This window comes from Streptomyces xylophagus, from assembly GCF_000716435.1.
Taxonomy (GTDB): domain Bacteria; phylum Actinomycetota; class Actinomycetes; order Streptomycetales; family Streptomycetaceae; genus Streptomyces; species Streptomyces xylophagus.
Window position 1 is genome coordinate 136,432 of sequence record NZ_JNWO01000021.1, and the last position, 22,324, is coordinate 158,755.

Below are 22,324 nucleotides of genomic sequence, written 5' to 3' on the forward strand. Positions count from 1 at the left end.
CAGGCTGAGCGGCCTTCTCGGCGACACCGGTGCGACCTGAACGACCTTGCCTACGGCACCTGTTCGGGCTGCGGCTCTTCCGCCGCCGCAGCCCGCTCGGCCCGAGCCCGAGTCCCCGCTCCCGGCCGAGACCGCGACACCGCCACCCCCGCCAGGCACAGCGCCCCGCCCGCCAGCGTGAGCAGCCCCGGTACCTCGCCGAGCGCCAGCCACGACATCAGGACGACCAGTGCGGGCACCGCGTAGGTGGTCGCGCCCATCTTGCTCGCGGTCGTACGGGCGAGGGCGTACGCCCAGGTGGTGAAGGCGAGGGCGGTCGGGAAGACGCCCAGGTAGACCACGTTGAGGGTCGCCGAGAGCGGCGCGTGTGCCGCCTCGCTCACCAACTGCCCGGCGAACGGCAGACATCCCACCGCCCCGATGAGACACCCGAACGTCGTCACCTGGAGCGCGCTGGCCTGGCCGAGGGCCGGCTTCTGGGCGACGACCCCGGCGGCGTACGCGACCGCCGCGAGCAGGCACAGCACCACACCGAGCACGGACGAACCGCCCCCGCCCGACATCGACAGCCCCACGGTCACCGCACCGGCGAACGACACCGCCATCCCCGCCACCAGCCGCGGCGGCATCGCGTCACCGAGGAGCCGCGCCCCGAGCAGCGCGATGAGGATGGGCCCGATGTTCACGACGAGTGCGGCCGTACCGGCGTCCACCTGCTGCTCGGCCCAGTTCAGGGCGACCATGTAGAAGCCGAACCACAGCACGCCCGACAGCGCGATCCCCCGCCAGGCCGACCGGGGCGGCACCCCTTCGCGCCGTACGAGACAGATGATCCCCAGCGTCAGCGCCCCGCTGGCCAGCCGCCCCAAGGCCAACGCCCCCGGCGAGTAGGCGGCCCCCGCACTGCGGATGGACACGAACGCGGAGGCCCACAGCACGACGGTGACGACAGCGGCTGCGGCCGCTGTCCGTTCGGCACGGCGGAGGGGTTTTGTCATAGGTCGAGGCTAGGCGGCAACAGGGCTGCACCGCTGGCGGAAATCAGACGCCATCGTCGGGGGAGGGGGTGGGGGCTTCTGTCGTATGCCGGGTGCGCGTCTGTGGGGGCTGGTCGCGCAGTTCTCCGCGCCCCTTCGGAGCGCGTCCACGTGCGCCCTTCAGGGGCGCGGGGCTGTATCGATATGCGGCTCCGCCGCGTGGGCGCGACCAGCCACGACGCACCCGCACCCGGCACACCACAGAAGTCCCCACCCCCTGGCCGCCCCTACCTACCGACCACCGCGTCGAACTGCCCCGCCAGCCCATCCAGCAGCGCAGCAAGCCCCACCTCAAAAGCCCGCTCGTCGACCTTCTCCTGCTGCTCCGCAAGAAGATGCGCCTGCCCGAGATGCGGATAGTCCGCAGGGTCGTACGCACTCTCGTCGTCCACGAACCCCCCGGCGAACGACCCCAGCGCGGACCCCATGATGAAGTACCGCATCAACGCCCCGATCGACGTGGCCTGCGCGGGAGGCCACCCCGCGTCCACCATCGCACCGTAGACCGCGTCCGCGAGCCGCAACCCCGCCGGCCGCCGCCCGGGTCCCGTCGCGAGGACCGGCACGATGTTCGGATGGTCGCGCAGCGCGCCGCGATAGGAGACGGCCCAGTCGTGCAGCGCGGTGCGCCAGTCGCGGCCGTCCTCGAACATCGACAGGTCGACCTGTGCGCTCACCGAGTCCGCGACCGCCTCCAGGATCTGGTCCTTCGTGCGGAAGTGGTTGTAGAGCGAGGGCCCGCTCACCCCGAGCTCGGCGGCGAGCCGACGGGTGGAGACGGCTGCCAGGCCCTCGGAGTCCACCAGCACGCGGGCCGTCTCGACGATCCGGTCGGTGCTGAGGAGGGGCTTGCGCGGTCGGGCCATGGCGCACATAGTAGGGCTGCGCGACCGAAACTAGCAGTGCTAATTTAAAGTCGCAGCTTTTCTTCCGACGGCTTTCGACTTGGGGTGACGTTCCATGAACCTGGAGCTCAGCGAGGAGCAGGAGGCCGTACGGCGGCTCGCCAAGGACTTCGTGGACCGCGAGATCGCCCCGCACGTCATCGCCTGGGACCGTGCGGAGGAGGTCGACCGCTCGATCGTCAAGAAGCTCGGCGGCGTCGGTTTCCTCGGGCTGACCGTCGACGAGGAGTACGGCGGCTCGGGCGGCGACCATCTCGCGTACTGCCTGGTCACCGAGGAACTCGGACGCGGCGACTCCTCCGTGCGCGGCATCGTCTCCGTGTCGCTCGGTCTTGTCGCCAAGTCGATCGCCGGCTGGGGGAGCGAGGAGCAGAAGCGGCGCTGGCTGCCGGGGCTCACCTCCGGCGAGTACGTCGGCTGCTTCGGCCTCACCGAACCCGGCACGGGATCGGACGCCGGCAACCTCACGACTCGCGCGGTCCGTGACGGCGACGACTACGTCATCAATGGCACCAAGATGTTCATCACGAACGGGACTTGGGCCGATGTCGTGCTGCTCTTCGCGCGCTCGACCGATGCCCCCGGCCACAAGGGCGTCTCCGCCTTCCTCGTGCCGACCGACACCCCCGGCCTGACCCGTCGCACGATCCACGGCAAGCTCGGCCTGCGCGGTCAGGCCACCGCCGAACTCGTCCTCGAGGACGTCCGCGTCCCCGCCTCCGCGATGCTCGCCCCCGAGGGCAAAGGCTTCTCGGTCGCCATGTCGGCGCTGGCCAAGGGCCGGATGTCGGTCGCGGCGGGCTGCGTCGGCATCGCCCAGGCCGCGCTGGACGTGGCGGTCCGCTACGCCGGTGAGCGCGAGCAGTTCGGCAAGCCCATCGCGCAGCACCAGCTCGTCCAGGAACTGATCAGCGACATCGCCGTCGACGTGGACGCGGCGAGGCTGCTGACCTGGCGGGTCGCCGACCTCATCGACCGCGGGCTCCCCTTCGCCACCGAGTCCTCCAAGGCCAAGCTCTTCGCCTCGGAGGCCGCCGTGCGCGCCGCCAACAACGCCCTCCAAGTCTTCGGCGGCTACGGCTACATCGACGAGTACCCGGCCGGGAAGCTGCTGCGCGACGCCCGCGTGATGACTCTCTACGAGGGCACCAGCCAGATCCAGAAACTGCTCATCGGGCGTGCGCTGACGGGCGTTTCGGCTTTCTGAGTACGGGAGTTGAGTATCCGTACGGATGCCGGGGCGGCCGTGGAAGCGGACGCTTGTCCCCATGAGCGAAGCATCGGGCAAACCGCAGAACACGGCCGCCTTCTACGGCCAGGCCGTCGCGTCCTTCTCCGTCGCCATCGCGGCGACCGCCATCGGCATCTTCAAGCTGCACGCCGACGCCTGGGTGCGGGCCTTCCTCGCGATCGCCGTCCTGTATCTGGTCACCTCCTCCTTCACCCTCGCCAAGGTGATCCGCGACCGGCAGGATGCGGCCCGTACCCCCTACAACCCGTTCGAAAAGCTCTGAGCGGGGAGACTAAGCGCTCGCTCAGGTTCGGCGGTATGGTGGAACCCTTGTCATTGAGAGGTATCGAGAGGGGTTCACGAGCGATGAGTACGGCGGAGGAGACGACCGCGGGCGACCCGCAGGCCTGGGCAGAGGTCACGCCCGACGCGGCCCGGCGGCTGCTGATCGCCGCCGTGGAGGCCTTCGCCGAGCGCGGCTACCACGCGACGACCACCCGGGACATCGCCGGCCGCGCCGGGATGAGCCCGGCCGCGCTCTACATCCACTACAAGACAAAGGAAGAGCTGCTCCACCGCATCAGCAGGATCGGCCATGAAAAGGCCCTCGACATCCTGCGTACGGCGGCGGGGCGCGAGGGCAGCGCCGCCGAGCGGCTCGCCGACGCCGTCAGCTCCTTCGTGCGCTGGCACGCCGGCGGCCGTACGACCGCGCGGGTCGTGCAGTACGAACTCGACTCGCTCGGCCCGGACGCCCGCGCCGAGATCCTCGCGCTGCGCCGGCAGGTCGACGCCGAGGTGCGCGGGATCGTCGAGGACGGGGTGGCGGACGGCTCCTTCGACGTGCCGGACGTGAAGGGCACGACCCTCGCGATCCTGTCGCTGTGCATCGACGTGGCCCGCTGGTTCAGCCTCGACGGCCCCCGGACACCCGACGAGGTCGGCGCGCTCTACGCCGACCTCGTACTGCGGATGGTGGGGTCCAAGTAGCCGCCGGACCGCGGGCGTTGGTCGTCCCTCAGAGGTAGTAGCGGGACACCGACTCGGCCACGCACACCGGCTTGTCGCCGCCCTCGCGCTCCACGGTGAACGCGACGCTCACCTGGACGCCGCCCGGCACGTCGTCGACGCCGGTGATCGTCGCGGTGGCGCGCAGCCGGGAGTCGACCGGCACCGGGGCGGGGAAACGGACCTTGTTCGTCCCGTAGTTGACGCCCATCTTGACGCCCTCGACCTTGATCAGCTGCGGCCCGAAGAGCGGGAGCAGCGACAGGGTGAGGTAGCCGTGCGCGATGGTGGTCTTGAACGGTCCTGCCGCCGCCTTCTCCGGGTCCACGTGGATCCACTGGTGGTCGCCCGTCGCGTCCGCGAACAGATCGATCCGCTTCTGGTCGACCTCCAGCCAGTCGGTGTACCCCAACTGCTCACCGACCGCCGCCCGCAGGTCGTCGACGGAGGTGAAGATCCTCGGCTCTGCCATGTCCCGGCCTCTCGCGTCATCCAGCATCAGATGTCCCAACATACCTAAGCAACTGCTTAGCATGGTCGGAAGCGGGCCCCCTGTCAACGGACAGCGGCGCCGGTGGATGGGTAGGGTTCGAGGGGTGCCCCAGATTCCCGAGAAGATCCACGAGCTCACGGTGGGACAACTCGCCGCGCGCAGCGGCGCCGCCGTCTCCGCCCTGCACTTCTACGAGGCCAAGGGCCTGATCAGCAGCCGCCGCACCACGGGCAACCAGCGCCGGTACACCCGTGACACCCTGCGCCGGGTCGCCTTCGTGCGGGCCGCACAGCGCGTCGGCATCCCGCTGGCCACCATCCGCGAGGCACTCGCCGAACTCCCCGAGGAACGCACCCCGACCCGCGAGGACTGGGCCCACCTCTCCGAGGCCTGGCGCTCCGAACTCGACGAACGCATCAAGCAGCTCAACCGCCTCCGCGACCACCTCACCGACTGCATCGGCTGCGGCTGCCTGTCGCTGGCGACCTGCGTCCTGTCCAACCCGGACGACGTGATCGGCGAACGGGGAGCGGGTTCACGGCTGATGACGGAACCGGGGGAACGCCGAAAGGGCCGTACCCCTCGGGACCGGGGTTCGGATCCCGGTCCCGGCCCCGGTCCCGGTCCCGAGAAGTGCGGCTGAGCGCTCGGCACCGGGCGTCACTCGTACTCGGTGCCGCCCTTCCGTGTCAGATACGCGGCGCTCACGGCCTTGGCGATCGCCCGACCGCCGGTCACCGGGCTGTACCGCTCCACGGCCGGCCGGATCACCACACCCTCCCTCAGATGCAGCCCCCGCCCGGACACGGTCTCCCGTCCGCTCGCGACCTCCAGCACCCGCTCGACGTCGTACGGCCCCTCGTACAGCCGTGGCACCAACGGCAGCTCCCCGTCGAGCAGTTCGCCCGCGTCCAGCCACCGCACCGCGCCGTCGATCTCGGCGGACACGTCGAACACGGCGTACCCGAGCGTCTGGCGTCGCCCGTCGGCGCCGTAGGTCAGGTCCTGCACGCCCGCGCCGAACACCTCACCGAAGATACCCACTCGGCGCGCGCCGAGCCGTTCGGCGAGGCGGGCGGCGGCCTCGGGGACCCCGTGGCCGCGGACCGCCCGCCAGGGAAACCGCTGGATGTTCTCGATGTCCACCCAGGGCAGCAGATCGGGCGCGGACTCGACGTCACCGTCCATCGTGGGCGGGATCGGCGGCACCCACTTGGTGATACCGAGCCGCTCCGCGAAGTCGGTGCCGTCCAGGGCGGCCCGCGCCAGATCGACGTCCGCGAGGACCTTCGGCCGGCACACGATCCCCTGCGACAGCTCACCGCGCAGCCGCACCGCCCTGACCCGGTCGGAGTTGCTCCCCGCGAGGCGTCCGGTCAGCCCCAACTCCTCGATCAGCTCGGCCGGGAGCACGGACTGCTCGGGGATGTAGACGGCGGTCTCACCGGTGCGGTACGCGCCCTTGGCGACGACGGCCCGGTACAGGCCGACCTGGGCCAGTTCGAGGGCGTCGGCGTTCGGGTGTTCATGGACGGTCAGCACTTCGGCGGTGACGCGCAGCGTCGACATCGGGGCTCCTCGGGCTACTCAGTTGGGTTTCATCGCCCTCAACTGTCCTGATCCGAAAGGGGTGGAGCGAAGGGATTTGTGGCTGCTAGCGTCTGTCTCTTCGGCCGGCGGCGACGCCGTGCACGGAGTACCGACGGGACCAACTCCCATGGCCTCAGCCGCACTTGCCGCCGCCCTCGCGGACATCGACACGATCTTCGACGGATTCGCCAGCCCGCACGAGACCGGCTGCGGATACTGCCACGCGCCCCAGGAGACCGCGTTCCTGCGCACGCCGAACACACGCGTGCCCCTGGACGTGGTGCAGTACTACCTCTTCGAGGTGCCCGACCACTTCGACGACCACCCGGCCGTGATGCGACGCCTGCTGCCGCAGGCCGCCCGGGCGATGGCCGAGGGCACCCTGGGCTCGATCGGCTACGGCGACCATGGACTCAGCCGGGTGGACTGGCGCTCCTGGCCGGCCGAGCAGGCCGCCGCGATCGAGGCCTTCCTGCACGCCTGGTGGCAGCACACCCTCACCCTGCCCGAGCCGCCCTACGACATCGACGACACCTTCGAGACCTGCGTCACGATCGCCGGAGCCGTGCTGCCGTTCCTCGACGGGTGGACACCGGGCCCGGTCGCGGACGCGCACCTCGCGCGCTGCACCGAGAGCTGGCTCTACGACCTGCTGTCCGACTTCTCTCCGTTCCCGTGGTGGTACGACGACGGCGAGGACACCGGCGTGGCGGACCTGCGCACCTGGCTGGCCGGCCCCGGTGCCGCCCGCCTCCGCGCCCAGGGCGAGGCCGACCTCGCCGTACAGGCCGAGCTCCTCGCCCTGCCCTACGACGAGCGCTGGGCCCACCCGTACTGGACCAAGGCCTCGGCGACCAACTGAGCGTTGGACAGGGCCCGTTCACCGTCCGGCAGGAACAGCGTGTCCTCCAGGCCTATGCGCGTCGCGAGCCCCAGTCGCCCCGCGAGCCGGAGCACCGGCCACGCGCCGCCGTCCTCGCCGTGCAGCAGCACCGGGCGACCGTGGCCGGTGTCGAGGTCGGAGAGAAGCGCACGCGCGGACGCTTCGGCCGTGTCCGGGTCCGGGTCGGTCACCTCCGCGAGGACGCGCAGCACCTTCGAGCGGAGAGGTGAGACGGCGAACCGGGCGGCGCCCTCCGTCCCCGACCAGATTCCCGCCTCCACACCGACGCCCCGGGCCAGCAGCACCGCCGCGAGCTCCTCGGCACCCGGCTCGTGCCAGTTGACCGAGGCGTGGTCGGGCAGCACCGCCCAGCCGCGCACCCGCTCCAGCCGCGCGGCTGGGTCCGGCTCGGCCCAGGCGCCGGTGGTCACGCCGACCGGCACGGTCGCCCGCGCCCGTATCGCGTCGAGCGTCACCGCGAGGACGCGAGGCGACAACGTGTCGTCCCCGCAAGGGGACTTGGGATGAACGTGAACGTCCGTGGCCCCCGCCGCGACAGCCTCGACCACGGCATCGGCCATCGCCCCCGGCGAGACCGGCACCATCCACCCGTCGACGGCCTCACGGACCCCGTTGAGACAGACCTGCACCATGCCTCGATGGTGCCACCCACCACTGACAACGGCCTCTCACGCCCACACCCACCGAATCCCGACCCGGCAAGGCCCCGCCCCCAACACCACCGCGTGCACCGACCCCGACGCGTCCACCCGTAGCCGTTGCTCTCTGGGCCGCCTGGCACCGGCGGGGGAGTCGAGGCCGTTCGTGCGGAACGAGTAACACGCGCACGGCAACGACCCCTTCGCAAAGCGGACCTCAAGGAGGTGTTCGCGCATCGGCACGTGAATGGTCGTCTCGGCGCGCAAGGAGTACGGGCGCGGCTCCCGATGCTCCACCGTGTAGTCGACGATCACGGTCTCGCCGCGCGCGAGCGGGCGGTCGAAGAGCAACTCGGCCGCGACCAGGCCCTCTTCGGGGAGTTCGACGACCGTTCCGAGCCGCGCCGGTGCCGCCACGCGGAAGTGCGGCAACGGCCCGGGCGCGTCCAGGCGGTACAGGGCGATCCAGCGGTCCGCGCCGTCCGCCTCGGCGCGCAGCAGGCGGCGGCTGGTCAGGGAGCGGATGCTGCGGTCGGCGTCCACGTCGACCCGGTTGTGGCAGCTGAGCCTGGTCAGGCTGTCGTCCCAGCGGGTGTCGAGCGCGGCGAGGGCGGAGGTGAGGTCGTGGTGGTCCGACCAGGCCTGGGCGAGATCGGGGTGGTCGCCGTCCGGTGGCAGCCAGCGCCCCCTCGGCCGGGGTGGGCCCAGCAGTCCGGTGAGCGCGCCGGGCGGCAGCCGTAGGACGTCCTCCAGTACGGCCAGCGCCGCCAACGACCGTTGCCGTTCGGGCTGGTAGCGCCCGGACTGCCAGGAGCTGAGCGTCGCCGACGCCACCGGCGTACCCCGCCGCAGCAGCCGGTCCTGGATCCGGTCCAGGCTCAGCCCGCTGGCGGCGATGGCCGCGCGCAGCGCCTCGTGGAACGGCATCGACTCGGATCCGGACGTCAGGTACCCCGGTCTGGAAGTCACGTACTCCAGCTCAGGTCAGGGCCGTCGTGCGGCGGAAGACCGTTGCCCTGAAGTTTGGTCAGTCTTGCCCGGTGATTGATCAAATTTGAATGAACTTGTCAGATTTCCCAGTTGTTGCGCCGTCAATTCCCTCAAGACTGAAGGGGCTTGACCTTCTTGCCATGCCCATGAAGCCTCGCGGAAGCTGCTGTCCACTGCCGTCACGGCAGCCCCCCACCCCCCTCGAATGACGGAGAGTCATGTCCCCGAGATCTTCCGCCGGGTTCGTTCTCGTCACCGCCGCGGCCCTCACCGCCGCCCTGGCCACCCCCGCGCTGGCCGCGTCCAACACCCCCGCCCAGCTCACCCAGGCCATAGCGAGCCATGAGAGTCACGCCCTGCACGGGCTCGCGCAGCCCGGCAAGGTCAACGCCACCGTCTCGTCCACCAACTGGTCCGGCTACGCGGCCACGGGCTCGACCGGCGCGTACACGTCCGTGACCTCGTCCTGGACCCAGCCGAGTGTCACCTGCTCCTCGGCGACGACGTACTCGTCCTTCTGGGTCGGCCTCGACGGCTACAGCAACTCCGCGCTGGAGCAGACCGGTACGGAAGCCGACTGCATCGGCGGCAAGGCCACCTACGGTGCCTGGTGGGAGGTGCTGCCCGCCTCCGAGAGCGCGTACTCCGGTGTCACGGTCAAGGGCGGCGACAAGTTCACCGCGACCGTGACCTACACCGGCTCCACCTTCACCATGACCCTCGCCGACTCCACCGAGGGCTGGACGAAGACCACCACGCACGCCGGCTCGTCCGGCTTCAAGAACGCCTCCGCCGAGGTCGTCGCCGAGGCCCCCGAGGTCGGCGGCTCGGTCGCGAGCCTCGCGAACTTCGGCACCGTGACCTTCACCGGCGCCAAGGCCGACGGCAGCAACCTGGACACCTTCTCGCCGAACGAGATCGTCATGACGAAGAGCAGCAGCTCGGCCGTACGGGCCCAGCCGGGCTCGATCTCCGGCGGCAGCTTCTCCGATGTCTGGAAGGCCAGCTGACACCTGCGGCGCACCAGTTGCACACCGCTTCGGGGCTGTCGACGGAACGCCGTCGGCAGCCTTCGCCGTTGCACCGGCAAGCGCAAACCGGCTGGGTCGCGAACTCGGTCGAACGCGGGTCAAAAAGGGGTGCGGCATCCCCGGCGCACCCCTGGCGCCCTTCTTCGATTCGCCCCGGTTCAGGCAGACATCAGCAGCCGTCCGCGCCTGGCGTACGCCAGCGCCTCGGGCGTGAGCACCGGACGCGGTACGACGATGCCGCAGTCCGTGCAGACCGGGCCCGAGGAGGGTTCGTGGGCCAGGTCGTACTTCCACAGGAGGCGCTCCCCGGCGCACACCGGGCACACGGAACCCGGTTCGCGCTCCAGGGCGGCGATCAGCCGTCGCAGCACCTCGGCCAGTGGTTCATGGGGGTGGAGTCGTGGGTCGTCGCACCAGGCGACGCCGAAGCCGCCCCAGGTCAGCCGGTGCCAGTCGTCCACGCTGCCCGGGCGGCGGAGCCCGTCGTGCTTCTCCTTCTTGCGGCGTTCGGCGAACCCGACCTCGTAGGCGAGCCAGACCTTGCGCGCTTCCTCCAGCTCGTCCAGTGCGGCCACGAGCCGCGCCGGGTCGGGGGAGCGGTCCTCGGGTCCGAACCCGGCCCGGGAGCTCAAGTGGTCCCAGGTCGCCCTGTGCCCATAAGGGGCGAACCGCTCAAGGCACTTGCGCAGCGAGTAGCGCCGCAGCGCCAGATCGCACCGGGGATCTCGCACCTGTCTCGCCAGACTCCGGAAACCGGCCATCGCCCTGCACCTCCGTCACACCTGCACCTGTACTTCGGTCACCTCGGCGTCGTCGTACGGACGTCGCCGAATAGACGTATCGACAAGCGATTTGGCTCCATCCGATTTCCGATGCCCCCCATAAGCAGCTCGTGCTCATCCAAAACTTGACGCATGTTCATCTTCAATCCCGGGGATACCGGCGGTAACGTCCGGCAACACCCTCGTCGGTAGGAGCTGCCATGCCACGGCGCACCCCGCGTAACTTGCTCGACAGACTGAGAACTCCCGGCGGATTCCCCGGGTTCCTGAAGGCCGCATCCGTATGCGTCCTCGTTGCCGCCCTTTTGTCTCCTCTTGCCCAAGGGACCGCGTCGGCGGCCACGGCCTCCAATGACTACTGCGGCGGCCAGTGCTCGGACATCCTCCCGGCCGGCGAGAACGGCAACGCCACCCTCGCCCAGATCCTCCTGAACCAGGTTTTCGGCACCCAGCCCAGCCACGCGGAGGACCAGCTCGGCCCCTACGCCAACCTGGCCACGGGCGCTTCCACGCTGACCGACGCGAAGATCAACACCTTCTTCAACGACGCCTCGTTCGGGGTCCCCGCCGCCAACGTCGCCTCGACCGAGAGCCCGAGCGGCCGCACCGACGTGACGATCGTCCGTGACAAGGCGACCGGTGTGCCGCACATCACAGGCACCACGCGCTACGGCACCGAGTACGGCGCCGGTTACGCGGCGGCCGAGGACCGGCTGTGGCTGATGGACGTCTTCCGGCACGTGGGACGCGGCCAGTTGACCACCTTCGCCGGCGGCGCCGCCTCCAACCAGGGTCTTGAGCAGGAGTTCTATCGCAACGCCCCGTACACCGAGGCCGAGTTGCAGTCCCAGATCGACAACGCCGTCGCCAACAACGGCACCCGCGGCCAGCAGGCACTCGACGACGCCAACGCCTATCTGGCCGGCATCAACGCCTACATCGACGCCTCGGACAGCGGCCGTTACTTCCCCGGCGAGTACGTCCTCACCGGCCACAAGGACTCGATCACCAACGCCGGCACGATCGACCACTTCAAGATCACCGACCTGGTCGCGCTGGCCTCCGTCATCGGCACCCTGTTCGGCTCCGGCGGTGGCGGCGAGGTCAACAACGCCCTCTCCCTGCTCGCCGCCCAGGAGAAGTACGGCGTGGAACAGGGCACCAAGGTCTGGGAGTCCTTCCGCGAACGCAACGACCCCGAGGCCGTACTCACCGTCCACAACGGTGAGAGCTTCCCGTACGGCACCAAGCCCACGACCGCACAGGGCGAGGCGTTGCCGGACTCCGGTTCGGTGACGACCGAGCCACTCGTCTACGACGCCACCGGCACCGGCGCCGACCAGAGCGCCTCCGCCGCCTCCGCCGCGGCGACCGCGACCGCCCTCAGCTCCGCCAAGCGCGGGATGTCCAACGCCCTTGTGGTGAGCGGCAAATACACCGCGAGCGGCCACCCGATCGCCGTCTTCGGACCCCAAACAGGCTACTTCGCACCGCAGTTGCTCATGCTCCAGGAGATCCAGGGCCCGGGCATCAGCGCCCGCGGCGCCTCCTTCGCGGGCCTGAGCATGTACGTCGAACTCGGCCGCGGCCAGGACTACTCGTGGTCCGCGACCACCTCCGGCCAGGACATCATCGACACGTACGCCGTCGAACTCTGCCAGGACGACTACCACTACCTCTTCCACGGCACCTGCACGGCCATGGAGGAGATCGAGCAGAAGAACTCCTGGGCGCCCACCACGGCCGACTCCACCGCCGCCGGGTCGTACACCATGCGGGTGTGGAAGACCGAGTACGGACCCGTCGAGTACCGGGCGACCGTCGGCGGGAAGAAGGTCGCCTACACCACCCTGCGCTCCTCGTACATGCATGAAGCCGACTCGATCATCGGCTTCCAGATGCTCAACGACCCGGACTACGTGAAGAGTCCGCAGACCTTCCAGACCGCGGCGCAGCACATCAACTTCACGTTCAACTGGTTCTACGCCGACTCCTCCCACACCGCGTACTACAACAGCGGCAACAACCCGGTGCGGGCCAGCGGTGTCGACCCCGAGTTCCCGGTCTGGGGCCAGGCCGCCTACGAGTGGCAGAACTGGGACCCCACCACCAACACGTCCGACTACACGCCGGCCTCCGCGCACCCCAACTCCATCGACCAGGACTACTACATCTCCTGGAACAACAAACAGGCCCTCAACTACACGACCGCGAGCTGGGGTGACGGGTCGGTCCATCGCGGCAACCTCCTCGACGACCGGGTGAAGAAACTCGTCGCGGCCGGCGGGATCACCAGATCCTCGCTGGTGAAGGCGATGTCCGACGCCTCGCTCACCGACCTGCGCGCCGAGGACGTCCTGCCCGACATGCTGAAGGTGATCAACAGCAGTACGGTCACCGACACCACCGCCGCCGCGGCCGTCACCAAGCTGCAGACCTGGCTCACCGCCGGCGGCAAACGCACGGAGACCTCGGCCGGCTCCAAGACCTACGCCAACGCCGACGCCATCCGGATCCTGGACGCCTGGTGGCCGGCGCTGGTGAAGGCGGAGTTCCAACCCGGCCTCGGTGACACCCTCTACACCGCGCTCACCAACAACCTGTACATCGACGAGACCCCGTCGGCCGCCCACGGTCCGACCGGGTCGCACGCCGGAAGCTCCTTCCAGTACGGCTGGTGGAGTTACGTCGACAAGGACCTCCGGTCGGTCCTCGGGCAGACCGTGTCCGGGCCGCTCGCCGCGCAGTACTGCGGCGGCGGCAGCCTCAGCGCCTGCCGGGACATCCTGATCAGCACGCTGAAGACGGCGGCCGGCGCCACCGCGGCCACGGTCTACCCCGGCGACACCCTGTGCTCGGCGGGCGACCAGTGGTGCGCCGACTCGATCGTCCAGCGCACCCTGGGCGGCATCAAGCACTACAACATCAGTTGGCAGAACCGGCCCACCTTCCAGCAAGTGGTGGAGTACACGTCACACCGGTGACGCCTGAGCGGTGGCGGGCCGGTTGATCCGGCCCGCCGCCAGCACCACCCGGGCGAGTTCGGGGTGCACGATGTCGCTGTGCGCCCCCGTCGGCGGGTCGCCGTGGCACACCACCGCGCAGGCGTCGACGTTCACACAACCCGACGCCGGCAGCGGCGAGTTGAGGGCCTCGGCCAGGGTCAGCGAACGGGTGCCCGGCACAGCCTGCACGCCGTCATGGCCCATCGCACCCCACTTGTCGCCCAGCGCCCGGCCGATGTCGAGCCCGGCGAACGAGCAGTCGTCGTCCGACATCCGCGAGGCCAGCGGGTAGATCGTGCCGAGAGCCGAGTCGCAGTGCGAGTAGCAGCACACCAACGGCCCGTCGACACGGTTCTGCCGTCCCTGCAGCACACCTTCGGTACGCGGGTCGTCGGGCAGCCGGGCCGCGAACGCGTAGTGGGAGAAGGCTCCTTGGAGCAACGTCACCGACTTGACCGAGTGCACTCCCTCGGGCAGACCCCGTAGCGCGAACGACACCAGCCGCCCGCCGAAACTGTGCCCCACCAGATGCACCCGCACCTCCGGCGCCACCGCCGTGAGTTGCCCGACCACCGGACCGAGACCCCGCTCGCCGACGATCCCCGCGCGCCGCTTCATCGCGAAGTAGGCCGCCTGCCGCAGCAGTTCACGCGCGCCCTTCCAGGGGTCGGGCAGCGAGAACTCCGCTACGGCGCCCAGGGGTTGCGGCGCCGCGAGCTGGGCCAACGCCTCCGCGAACTGACCGCAGACCTCGGCCGTGCGGCCGGCGGCGAGCATCCGCGGCTCGCACTGCGGCACCCCCGCCGCCAGCGTGTCCGCGGCGAACGCCGCCTGCGGACCGGACGGCACCACCTCCACGAGCGTCCGCACCAGTCGCCCGAACTCCTCCAACTCCGCGTCCGTGCCCGTGTGTTGGTCCAGCATCCGGCTGATCCGGTCGATCACCGGCGCCTTGCCGGGGAAGGTGTCGAGGAGCGCGCGCCGGGTGTCGTCGTCGAGTGCCGGAGGCGCGGTCTGTTCGTTCGCGGTCATGGCCGATCGCGGGAAGTTCGGGATCGACTGGTCCGGGAACGCCATGGATGGCCAGATCACGCCCACGTACCCGATCCGGGCCTTCGGCGCGAGCTTCGGAATTGGCGCGAAGAAGCTGCTGTAGAGCCGGGTCGCGCCGGCGCGTTGGTTGTTCCACCCGTGGGAGAAGACGATCAGGTCACCGACCCCGCGCTGCCGTACCTCGCTCAGCAGCCGGTCGCGTTCTCCCTGGTCGACGTCTCCGTCGGCGTCGAAGGTCAACTCCCAGTAAGGGCTCACACTCATCGCCGGATTTGCCATGACCGGCCTCCTCGTCCCCCGTAGTGGCTCGATGTGGGCGCATCGTCCCGCTACCGGTGAAGATTGGCCATACGTCGCGACTCACTTGTAGAGGAGGTATTCAGTTCGAATCCTCCGGAACACCCTCAACTCCTCCTGCCACCCCGCCACCACCTCGTCGGTGCTCGCCCCCGCGTCGATCGCCGTACGCACCCGGGTGGATCCGGTGAGCTTGTCGATCCAGTTGTCCGAGCGCCAACCGAAGCCGCTCCAGACCTTCTTGGCGGTCACCAACAGCGCGATGCCGGTGCGCACGGGGTCGTACGCGGCCCGGTCGTGCACATGGATCTGCACACCGCCGACGGTCTTGCCCTGGAACTTGGAGAACGTGGGCGCGAAGTACGCCTCCCTGAAGTGCACGCCGGGCAGGGCGAGTTGATTCGCCTCCGCCGCCCAGCGGCCGTCGATGCCCTCCGCGCCGAGCAGTTCGAAGGGCCGGGTCGTGCCGCGCCCCTCGGACAGGTTCGTCCCCTCGAAGAGACACGTCCCCGAATACGCGAGCGCGGTGTCCGGCGTCGGCATGTTGGGGCTGGGTGGTACCCAGGGCAGCGACCAGGCGTCGTAGAACTCCGACCGTTTCCAGCCCGTCATCAGTACGGTCTCCAGGGGTACGGGTGTCGTCAGGAACTCCCCGTTGAACAGCCGAGCCAGCTCGGCGACCGTCATCCCGTGCGCTTGCGCGATCGGCTGCCTGCCGACGAAGGTCGCGAACTCCCTGTGCAGGACCGGGCCTTGGGCTGTCCTTCCGGTCACCGGGTTGGGGCGGTCGAGCACGACGAAGCGTTTGCCGGCGAGCTGGGCCGCCTCCATGCAGTCGTACAGGGTCCAGATGTAGGTGTAGAAACGGGCGCCTACGTCCTGGATGTCGAAGACGATGGTGTCGACGCCGGAGGTTCTGAAGATGTCGGCGAGGGGCTGGCCGCTCTTCAAGTACGTGTCGTAGACCGGGAGTTTGGTTGCCGGGTCGGTGTAGTGGCCCTCGGAGCCGCCTGCTTGTGCGGTGCCTCGGAAGCCGTGTTCTGGGCCGAAGACCGCGACGAGGTTGACGTGAGGGTTCGCGTGCATGACGTCGACGATGTGGTGGGCGTCTCTTGTGATGCCGGTGGGGTTGGTGACGATTCCGATGCGGTGGCCGTTCAGCTGGGTGTAGTCGTGTGCGGCGAGTTGTTCGAAGCCGGTGCGTAGGTTCGCGGGTTTGGGGAGTGTGGGGGTGAGGGTTGCCGCCGGGGTTGCTGCCAGGAGGGCTCTTCTGGTGAGGGGCATGTTGGCACGGTAGGGGCTGCCGCAGGTTGTGGGCCGGATGCGGGTCCGTTGTGGCTGGTCGCGCAGTTCCCCGCGCCCCTAAAGACCTCGACCCTTCCGGTGTTACATACCGACCGGTTAGTCTGGCTGGGCAGTGGAGCCGCAGTCGAAGGAGACCGATGGTGGAAGCCGTTCAGGGTGCCGGGGTAGTCGTCACGGGGGCTGGGGGTGGCATCGGGGCCGCGCTTGCGCGGCGGTTCGCTGCCGAAGGGGCCCGGGTGGTCGTCAATGACCTGGACGGTGATCGTGCGAAAGCCGTCGCCGATGAGATCGGGGCCATCGCCGTACCCGGGGACGCCTCCGCCGTCGTCGGTGATGCCCGGGACGCTCTCGGCGGGACCGTCGACATCTACTGCGCCAACGCCGGGCTCGGTTCCGGTGGATCCGAAGCCGCTGGTGAGGAAGTGTGGGCGCAGGCCTGGGACGTGAACGTCATGGCTCATGTGCGGGCCGCCGAGGCGTTGATCCCGGCCTGGCTGGAGCGGGGCAGCGGGCGGTTCGTGTCCACCGTGTCCGCCGCCGGGCTGCTCACCATGATCGGGGCCGCGCCCTACAGCGTCACCAAGCACGGTGCGTACGCCTTCGCCGAGTGGCTGTCGCTGACGTACCGGCACCGGGGGCTCAAGGTCCACGCGATCTGTCCGCAGGGCGTTCGCACCGACATGCTGGCTGCCACCGGCAGCGCGGGTGACCTGGTGCTCCAGCCGACCGCGATCGAGCCCGATGTCGTTGCCGATGCTCTGATGAAGGGGATCGAGGAGGATCGTTTTCTGATCCTGCCGCATCCTGAGGTCGCCGGGTACTACCAGGCCCGGGCCACCGAACCGGATCGCTGGCTGACCACCATGAACCACATCCAGCAGAAGTGGGAGGCCGGAGAGTGACCGACTCCCTGTATGCCGCCAAGCCGTGGGTGGCGCTGCTCAACGAGGCCCAGCGCGGGGACATAAGTCCGGACGACTCCTTGGTGCATGCCCTGCGCCGGGTGGTCGGCGAGACTCCTGACCGCACCTTCCTCACCTACTTCGACGGCGGTCTCAGCTATCGCGAGGCCGACGAGCTGAGCGACTCCGTCGCCGGGTATCTGGCCGCGCGCGGTCTTGAGCGCGGTGACCGGGTCGCCGTGCTGCTGCAGAACTCGCCGCACTTCGTGCTCGCCCTCCTCGGGGCCTGGAAGGCGGGCGCGATCGTCGTGCCGGTCAACCCGATGTACAAGTCGGGGGAGGTCACCCATGTCCTGCGGGACGGGGAAGTGGCCGCGCTGATCTGTTCCGACCGGGCCTGGGAGTCGTATCTGCGGGACACGGCGGCTGCGGTTGCGGAGAGCGGGTCTCCCGTGCGGATCGTGCTGACCGCGTGCGAGTTGGATTTCCAGACTCGCAACGACGCGCGCGTGCTCACCTTCGAGCGGCTTCCGCAGGCGGAGGACGCGGAGGATCTGGTGGCTGTCGCCAAGGCGGGGCACAAGGCGCCCGAAGTCCTCGCCCCGGCCCCCGCCGACATCGCGCTGATCAGCTACACCTCGGGGACGAGCGGTGCCCCCAAGGGCGCCACCAACACCCACGGCAACATCCTCTACAACGCCGAACGGCAGCGGACCGGGCTCGGACTGCCGGACGCGCCCGTCTACTTCGCGATGGCGCCGCTGTTCCACATCACCGGGATGGTGTGCCAGCTGGGTGCGTCCCTCGTCAGTGGGGGCTCGCTGGTGCTGGTGTACCGGTTCGAGGGCGGGGTCGTGCTCGACGCGTTCGCCGAGCACCGGCCGCACTACACGGTCGGCCCGTCCACCGCCTTCATGGCGCTCGCCGCGCATCCGGGCGTCACCCCGGACCACTTCGCGTCCTTCCGGAACATCTCCTCCGGCGGCGCCCCGGTGCCGCCCGCCCTGGTGGAGAAGTTCCGGGCCGGCTTCGGGCCCTACATCCGCAACGGCTACGGCCTCACCGAGTGCACCGCGCCCTGCGCCTCCGTACCGCCCCAGCTGGAGGCGCCCGTCGACCCGGCGTCCGGGACGCTGGCCGTGGGGGTGCCGGGGCCCGACACCGTCGTACGAATCGTCGACGACCAGGGCGAGGAGGTGCCGTTCGGCGAGCAGGGCGAGATCGTCGTGCGCGGGCCGCAGGTCGTGCCCGGGTACTGGCGGCGTCCCGAGGCCACCGCCGAGACCTTCCCGGACGGTGAACTGCGCACCGGGGACATCGGGTTCATGGACACGCAGGGTTGGCTGTACGTCGTCGACCGCAAGAAGGACATGATCAACGCGTCGGGCTTCAAGGTGTGGCCGCGCGAGGTCGAGGACGTGCTGTACACCCACCCGGCGGTGCGCGAGGCGGCCGTTGTCGGGGTGCCCGACGGGTACCGCGGCGAGACCGTGAAGGCGTACATCAGCCTCCGCCCGGGCGCCGAAACCGACCCCGATGAATTCGCCGCGTACTGCAAGGAGAGACTGGCCGCCTACAAATACCCGCGCCAGGTGGAGATCCTCCCCGACCTGCCGAAGACGGCAAGTGGGAAGATCCTCCGACGGGAACTGCGTTCCCGGCCGCACGACAGCGCGTGAACGACTAAGAAAGGCAGGTGGCGGCAGTGCCCAGGACGACCGACGGAGACGGGGCTCCCGTCCCGCAGCGGCTCCTCGCCGCCGCCACCCGGCTCTTCGCCGAGCAGGGCTACGACCGCACCTCGGTGCAGGAGATCGTCGAGGCCGCAGGCGTCACCAAGGGGGCGCTGTACCACTACTTCGGCTCCAAGGACGATCTCCTGCACGAGGTGTACGCGCGCGTGCTGCGCGTCCAGATGGAGCGCCTGGAGGTGTTCGCGGGCGCCGACGAGCCGGTCGAGAAGCGGCTGCGGGACGCCGCCGCGGATGTCGTGGTGACGACGATCGACAACCTCGACGACGCGTCGATCTTCTTCCGGTCCATGCACCATCTGAGCCCGGAGAAGAACAAGCAGGTGCGTGCCGAGCGCCGGCGCTACCACGAACGCTTCCGCGCACTCGTCGAGGAGGGCCAGCGCGAGGGCGTCTTCTCCACGGCGACCCCGGCCGACCTCGTCGTCGACTACCACTTCGGCTCGGTCCACCACCTGTCGACCTGGTACCGCCCCGGCGGCCCCCTCACCCCCCAGGAAGTCGCCGACCACCTTGCGGACCTGCTGATGCGCGCCCTGCGACCGTAGGCCTACGGCTGTTTGCCTACGGTCGTTGGTCTACGGCCGGTGGCCTACGTCTGTTGGCCCACGCCTGTTGGCCTACGGCTCCGGAGTCGGCCCCAGCCCCGCCTCCCGCGCCCACGCCGCCGCCCCCGCTCGGTCCGCGACGCCCAGCTTGGCCAGGACCGCCGACATGTGGTTGCTGACCGTCTTCGGGGACAGGCCCAGGCGCGTGGCCACCGTCGAGTTGGGCTGGCCGTCGGCGATCAGGGCGAGGACGTCCCGTTCGCGCGGGGTGAGGGTCGGGCACGGATCGGGGCGGTCGGGGGGCCTGCTCAGCTGTCCCAGCACGCGCCGGGCGACACCGGGACCGAAGATGGCCTCCCCGGCGGCCACCGCGCGGATCGCCCGGACGATCTCGTCCTGCCCGGCTCCCTTGAGGACATAGCCCAGCGCGCCCGCCCGCATCGCCGCGAACACCGAGTCGTCCTCCTCGACCATGGTGAGCATCAGCACGGCCACCCGGGGCGCCACCCGGCCGATCTCCCGGGTCGCGTCGATGCCGTTCAGGTCGGGCATGCGGATGTCCATCACCACCACGTGCGGACGCAGGGTCACCGCCGCCCGTACCGCCTCCCGCCCGCTCGCGGCGACCCCGACGACCCGCACGCGCGGGGTGCCGTCCCGCACGGACTCCAGGAGCGCGGCCAGCCCGGTACGGACCACCGGATGATCGTCGGCGAGGACGACCCGCAGCGCGTCCCCGTCGTCCTCACCCCCAGGTTCCAGCCCCATCACATCGCCTCTCCCAACGGCAGCGTCGCCACCACCCGCCCCTGTCCCGCCACGCACCGGCCGCCGAGTTCGGCCGCGCGCTCCTGCATCGACGTGATGCCCACGCCCGGTGTCCACGCGGTCTCCTCGTCCACCGGCGAACCGTCGTCGCACACCTCCAGGCGCAGCCCGTCGCCGATCTCGATGCGCAGGTCCACGCGGGAGGCGCGGGCGTGCCGGGCCGCGTTGGTCAGCGCCTCGATCGCGATGCGGTACGCGGCCACCTCGACGGCGGCGGGCAGCGCGGGCAGCCGCTCCGGTGCCCGGACCCGTACCTGTATCGGGGTGCCGTCCGCCCGCCAGGACAGCCGCACCGCGCGTTCCCGCAGCGCGCCCAGCAGCCCCAACTGGTCCAGATCCGGCGGCCGTAGCCCGTCCACCAGCCGCCGCACCTCCGCGACCGCGCCCCCGACCTCGGACCGCAACTCGGTGAGCAGCTCCGCCGCCCGCTCCGGATCGAACGTCAACAGATTGCGTACGGCGTCCGCCTGGAAGGCGGCTCCGGCGAGGGTCGGGCCGAGACCGTCGTGCAGATCGCGGCGGATACGGCGCCGTTCCTCCTCGCGCGCGGCCACGATCCGCTCCCGGGAGTGCTGCAACTGCCGGGTGAGGTCGGTCGCGTGCAGTGCGGCCGCCAGCGGTACGGCGAGCAGTTCCAGGACCGCCAAGTCGGCGGTGTCGGGCTGCTGTTCGCCCGGGCGCAGGCCGATCACCAGCGCGCCGACGGTCCGGCCGTCGTAGTCCAGCGGTATGGCGTGGATGTGTTCCCCCGGCTCGCCCCAACTCCCGTCCGTCACCCCGGACTTCGACTCCACGCACACGTACGGCAGCCGCAGCGCCTCGCCCACCGCCTCGGGGACCGCGTCGACGCCGGTGCCGGCCAGCCGTTCGCCGATGCGGGAGACCGCGCGCACCGGGTCGTGCCGGTCGCCGTACAGGGCGTGGCCGACCATGCGTTGCAGGAGGCGGCGGGCGGGTTCGAAGGCGAGGGCGAGGGTGACGGTGATCAGGGCCGGGCCGAGCAGCGCCGGGTCGGGGTTGAGGAGGGCCTGGACGGAGGTGACGAGGCCGACGTAGGTGACGATCACGCCGACCGTGAGCGCGCCGTAGAGCAGGCTGCGGGAGACGACCAGGCGGATGTCGAGGAGTTCGTGGCGGAGCACGGCGATCATGATGGCGACCGGCAGGAACAGGGTGCAGCACGAGGTGTAGACCGCCGGGAAGCCGACGATCTGCAGCGCCACGCTCAACGCCAGGGGCAGTATCCCGGCGAACAGCCACAGCAGCCGGCGGCGGTCCTGCTCGCCGCCGCGCCGGTAGCGGACGGACATGACCGCGAACACGGCGGCCAGCACCAGGCCTGCCTTGGCGGTCTCGATGTGCCGCAGGGCGGGCATCCAGCCGTCCGGCACCGGGAGGTACGACGGCTGGGCCGGTGTGCCTTTGAACAGGCCCCAGTCGTCGCGTGCCCAGAGGGCGAAGTCGAGCGGGGAGGACAGGAGTTGGGCGACCAGGGCCCAGCGCCAGCGGCGGTCGGGCAGCCGGCCGTCGGGGAACAGGAAGAACACGAGCACGAACGCCGTCGAGCTGCCGACGATCCAGGTGTGGCGGCCGATGGTGGTGAGTGCGTGCAGGACGTCCGGTGACCAGCCCCACCGCAGCCCCTGGACGGCCAGTCCGATCGACATTCCCGTGAACGCGTGGCCGAGACCGTAGCCGATCAGCAGCCACCCGATGGGGTTGCGCGGCCGGTGCAGCGCGATCACCGTGCCGCAGACCGGGTAGGCGAGACCGACCGCCAGGTCGACGACCATGTCGTAGTGGACCAGGTCCGCGACGGAGACCTCGGCCACCGTCAACGCGACCGCCCCGACGGCCACTTGGAGTGCCGCCAGCCCCAGCAGCATGTACACCGCCGCCGTGCGTGACCGGGTGCGCCCGTCGCGGTCGTCCATGCACTCCATCGTGGGGGCCCGGCGCCCGGGTGTCCTGGGAACGCTTCCCGGTCCACCCGGGAGAGGTCCCCGGCCCCGCCCGGGGGCTTCCC

The 22,324-nt window shown here is 70.2% G+C and carries 21 protein-coding genes; 10 read left to right on the forward strand and 11 right to left on the reverse strand.

The window, feature by feature from the left end:
* Nucleotides 1–50: 50 nt before the first annotated feature.
* Together OO70_RS36925 and OO70_RS36930 are read right to left on the reverse strand one after the other, a co-directional pair.
* The gene (locus OO70_RS36925) at nucleotides 51–998 is read right to left on the reverse strand and encodes a DMT family transporter (RefSeq protein WP_043681448.1); all 948 of its coding nucleotides are present in this window, start codon (nucleotides 996–998) and stop codon (nucleotides 51–53) included.
* Between the two features lie 266 nt (nucleotides 999–1,264).
* On the reverse strand, nucleotides 1,265–1,903 hold the full coding sequence (locus OO70_RS36930; RefSeq protein ID WP_043681451.1) for a TetR/AcrR family transcriptional regulator: 639 nt from the start codon (nucleotides 1,901–1,903) through the stop codon (nucleotides 1,265–1,267).
* Between the two features lie 94 nt (nucleotides 1,904–1,997).
* Here OO70_RS36930 and OO70_RS36935 point away from each other — a divergent pair, with 94 nt between their 5' ends.
* From OO70_RS36935 to OO70_RS36945, 3 genes are all read left to right on the forward strand, one after another.
* Nucleotides 1,998–3,149 (forward strand): acyl-CoA dehydrogenase family protein, encoded by a 1,152-nt coding sequence (locus tag OO70_RS36935; protein ID WP_043681454.1) that lies wholly within the window; start codon nucleotides 1,998–2,000, stop codon nucleotides 3,147–3,149.
* 61 nt (nucleotides 3,150–3,210) lie between these two features.
* Nucleotides 3,211–3,456, forward strand: coding sequence for a YiaA/YiaB family inner membrane protein (locus tag OO70_RS36940; protein WP_043681457.1), 246 nt, complete (start codon nucleotides 3,211–3,213; stop codon nucleotides 3,454–3,456).
* 83 nt (nucleotides 3,457–3,539) lie between these two features.
* Nucleotides 3,540–4,163: a TetR/AcrR family transcriptional regulator gene (locus OO70_RS36945; protein WP_043681459.1), complete on the forward strand. Its 624-nt coding sequence runs from the start codon at nucleotides 3,540–3,542 to the stop codon at nucleotides 4,161–4,163.
* 28 nt (nucleotides 4,164–4,191) lie between these two features.
* On the opposite strand, the gene OO70_RS36950 is transcribed toward OO70_RS36945, so the two are convergent.
* Entirely contained in the window at nucleotides 4,192–4,653 is a 462-nt protein-coding gene (locus OO70_RS36950) for a MaoC family dehydratase (RefSeq protein WP_043681993.1), read from the reverse strand.
* Between the two features lie 124 nt (nucleotides 4,654–4,777).
* Between OO70_RS36950 and soxR the strand changes: the two genes are divergently transcribed.
* Nucleotides 4,778–5,317 carry a redox-sensitive transcriptional activator SoxR gene (soxR, locus tag OO70_RS36955; RefSeq protein ID WP_043681462.1) on the forward strand — a complete coding sequence of 180 codons (540 nt, stop codon included), beginning with the start codon at nucleotides 4,778–4,780 and terminating at the stop codon, nucleotides 5,315–5,317.
* 17 nt (nucleotides 5,318–5,334) lie between these two features.
* Here soxR and OO70_RS36960 read toward each other — a convergent pair whose 3' ends face one another.
* Nucleotides 5,335–6,243, reverse strand: a complete 909-nt coding sequence (locus OO70_RS36960) for an RNA ligase (ATP) (protein ID WP_043681465.1) — start codon at nucleotides 6,241–6,243, stop codon at nucleotides 5,335–5,337.
* A gap of 148 nt (nucleotides 6,244–6,391) precedes the next feature.
* Between OO70_RS36960 and OO70_RS36965 the strand changes: the two genes are divergently transcribed.
* Nucleotides 6,392–7,126 (forward strand): hypothetical protein, encoded by a 735-nt coding sequence (locus OO70_RS36965; RefSeq protein ID WP_043681468.1) that lies wholly within the window; start codon nucleotides 6,392–6,394, stop codon nucleotides 7,124–7,126.
* Here the strand turns inward: OO70_RS36965 and OO70_RS36970 are convergent.
* On the reverse strand, nucleotides 7,072–7,800 hold the full coding sequence (locus tag OO70_RS36970) for a 3-keto-5-aminohexanoate cleavage protein (RefSeq protein ID WP_043681470.1): 729 nt from the start codon (nucleotides 7,798–7,800) through the stop codon (nucleotides 7,072–7,074). The genes OO70_RS36965 and OO70_RS36970 overlap by 55 nt on opposite strands.
* A 36-nt stretch (nucleotides 7,801–7,836) precedes the next feature.
* Nucleotides 7,837–8,775: a hypothetical protein gene (locus OO70_RS36975; RefSeq protein ID WP_234337025.1), complete on the reverse strand. Its 939-nt coding sequence runs from the start codon at nucleotides 8,773–8,775 to the stop codon at nucleotides 7,837–7,839.
* 239 nt (nucleotides 8,776–9,014) lie between these two features.
* Between OO70_RS36975 and OO70_RS36980 the strand changes: the two genes are divergently transcribed.
* Nucleotides 9,015–9,806, forward strand: a complete 792-nt coding sequence (locus tag OO70_RS36980) for a G1 family glutamic endopeptidase (protein ID WP_043681475.1) — start codon at nucleotides 9,015–9,017, stop codon at nucleotides 9,804–9,806.
* A 179-nt stretch (nucleotides 9,807–9,985) separates the two neighbouring features.
* Here OO70_RS36980 and OO70_RS36985 read toward each other — a convergent pair whose 3' ends face one another.
* Nucleotides 9,986–10,588 (reverse strand): hypothetical protein, encoded by a 603-nt coding sequence (locus OO70_RS36985; RefSeq protein WP_043681476.1) that lies wholly within the window; start codon nucleotides 10,586–10,588, stop codon nucleotides 9,986–9,988.
* Nucleotides 10,589–10,809: 221 nt separating this feature from the next.
* Between OO70_RS36985 and OO70_RS36990 the strand changes: the two genes are divergently transcribed.
* Entirely contained in the window at nucleotides 10,810–13,593 is a 2,784-nt protein-coding gene (locus tag OO70_RS36990; RefSeq protein ID WP_043681478.1) for a penicillin acylase family protein, read from the forward strand.
* Here OO70_RS36990 and OO70_RS36995 read toward each other — a convergent pair.
* Together OO70_RS36995 and OO70_RS37000 are read right to left on the reverse strand one after the other, a co-directional pair.
* The gene (locus OO70_RS36995; protein WP_043681480.1) at nucleotides 13,582–14,946 is read right to left on the reverse strand and encodes a hypothetical protein; all 1,365 of its coding nucleotides are present in this window, start codon (nucleotides 14,944–14,946) and stop codon (nucleotides 13,582–13,584) included. The genes OO70_RS36990 and OO70_RS36995 overlap by 12 nt on opposite strands.
* Nucleotides 14,947–15,027: 81 nt before the next feature.
* Nucleotides 15,028–16,248 (reverse strand): exo-beta-N-acetylmuramidase NamZ family protein, encoded by a 1,221-nt coding sequence (locus OO70_RS37000; protein WP_043681483.1) that lies wholly within the window; start codon nucleotides 16,246–16,248, stop codon nucleotides 15,028–15,030.
* 158 nt (nucleotides 16,249–16,406) lie between these two features.
* Between OO70_RS37000 and OO70_RS37005 the strand changes: the two genes are divergently transcribed.
* The 3 genes from OO70_RS37005 to OO70_RS37015 are packed head-to-tail and all read left to right on the forward strand — an operon-like array spanning nucleotide 16,407 to nucleotide 19,470.
* The gene (locus OO70_RS37005) at nucleotides 16,407–17,171 is read left to right on the forward strand and encodes an SDR family oxidoreductase (RefSeq protein WP_043681487.1); all 765 of its coding nucleotides are present in this window, start codon (nucleotides 16,407–16,409) and stop codon (nucleotides 17,169–17,171) included.
* The gene (locus OO70_RS37010; RefSeq protein WP_043681490.1) at nucleotides 17,168–18,850 is read left to right on the forward strand and encodes a class I adenylate-forming enzyme family protein; all 1,683 of its coding nucleotides are present in this window, start codon (nucleotides 17,168–17,170) and stop codon (nucleotides 18,848–18,850) included. The genes OO70_RS37005 and OO70_RS37010 overlap by 4 nt, the downstream gene beginning before the upstream one ends.
* A 26-nt stretch (nucleotides 18,851–18,876) precedes the next feature.
* Entirely contained in the window at nucleotides 18,877–19,470 is a 594-nt protein-coding gene (locus OO70_RS37015; protein WP_043681493.1) for a TetR/AcrR family transcriptional regulator, read from the forward strand.
* Between the two features lie 72 nt (nucleotides 19,471–19,542).
* Here the strand turns inward: OO70_RS37015 and OO70_RS37020 are convergent, their stop codons facing one another.
* Nucleotides 19,543–20,238 carry a response regulator transcription factor gene (locus tag OO70_RS37020; protein ID WP_051741993.1) on the reverse strand — a complete coding sequence of 232 codons (696 nt, stop codon included), beginning with the start codon at nucleotides 20,236–20,238 and terminating at the stop codon, nucleotides 19,543–19,545.
* Nucleotides 20,238–22,232: a sensor histidine kinase gene (locus OO70_RS37025; RefSeq protein ID WP_043681496.1), complete on the reverse strand. Its 1,995-nt coding sequence runs from the start codon at nucleotides 22,230–22,232 to the stop codon at nucleotides 20,238–20,240. Before OO70_RS37025 ends, OO70_RS37020 begins: the two co-directional genes overlap by 1 nt.
* Between the last annotated feature and the right edge of the window lie 92 nt (nucleotides 22,233–22,324).

Excerpts from the sequence above, each read along its gene's own strand:
- OO70_RS36925 (WP_043681448.1), bottom strand. The coding sequence starts at position 998 with ATGACAAAACCCCTCCGCCGTGCCGAACGGACAGCGGCCGCAGCCGCT.
- OO70_RS36930 (WP_043681451.1), bottom strand. The coding sequence starts at position 1,903 with ATGGCCCGACCGCGCAAGCCCCTCCTCAGCACCGACCGGATCGTCGAG.
- OO70_RS36935 (WP_043681454.1), top strand. The coding sequence starts at position 1,998 with ATGAACCTGGAGCTCAGCGAGGAGCAGGAGGCCGTACGGCGGCTCGCC.
- OO70_RS36940 (WP_043681457.1), top strand. The coding sequence starts at position 3,211 with ATGAGCGAAGCATCGGGCAAACCGCAGAACACGGCCGCCTTCTACGGC.
- OO70_RS36945 (WP_043681459.1), top strand. The coding sequence starts at position 3,540 with ATGAGTACGGCGGAGGAGACGACCGCGGGCGACCCGCAGGCCTGGGCA.
- OO70_RS36950 (WP_043681993.1), bottom strand. The coding sequence starts at position 4,653 with ATGGCAGAGCCGAGGATCTTCACCTCCGTCGACGACCTGCGGGCGGCG.
- OO70_RS36960 (WP_043681465.1), bottom strand. The coding sequence starts at position 6,243 with ATGTCGACGCTGCGCGTCACCGCCGAAGTGCTGACCGTCCATGAACAC.
- OO70_RS36965 (WP_043681468.1), top strand. The coding sequence starts at position 6,392 with ATGGCCTCAGCCGCACTTGCCGCCGCCCTCGCGGACATCGACACGATC.
- OO70_RS36970 (WP_043681470.1), bottom strand. The coding sequence starts at position 7,800 with ATGGTGCAGGTCTGTCTCAACGGGGTCCGTGAGGCCGTCGACGGGTGG.
- OO70_RS36980 (WP_043681475.1), top strand. The coding sequence starts at position 9,015 with ATGTCCCCGAGATCTTCCGCCGGGTTCGTTCTCGTCACCGCCGCGGCC.
- OO70_RS36985 (WP_043681476.1), bottom strand. The coding sequence starts at position 10,588 with ATGGCCGGTTTCCGGAGTCTGGCGAGACAGGTGCGAGATCCCCGGTGC.
- OO70_RS36990 (WP_043681478.1), top strand. The coding sequence starts at position 10,810 with ATGCCACGGCGCACCCCGCGTAACTTGCTCGACAGACTGAGAACTCCC.
- OO70_RS36995 (WP_043681480.1), bottom strand. The coding sequence starts at position 14,946 with ATGGCAAATCCGGCGATGAGTGTGAGCCCTTACTGGGAGTTGACCTTC.
- OO70_RS37000 (WP_043681483.1), bottom strand. The coding sequence starts at position 16,248 with ATGCCCCTCACCAGAAGAGCCCTCCTGGCAGCAACCCCGGCGGCAACC.
- OO70_RS37005 (WP_043681487.1), top strand. The coding sequence starts at position 16,407 with ATGGTGGAAGCCGTTCAGGGTGCCGGGGTAGTCGTCACGGGGGCTGGG.
- OO70_RS37020 (WP_051741993.1), bottom strand. The coding sequence starts at position 20,238 with ATGGGGCTGGAACCTGGGGGTGAGGACGACGGGGACGCGCTGCGGGTC.
- OO70_RS37025 (WP_043681496.1), bottom strand. The coding sequence starts at position 22,232 with ATGGACGACCGCGACGGGCGCACCCGGTCACGCACGGCGGCGGTGTAC.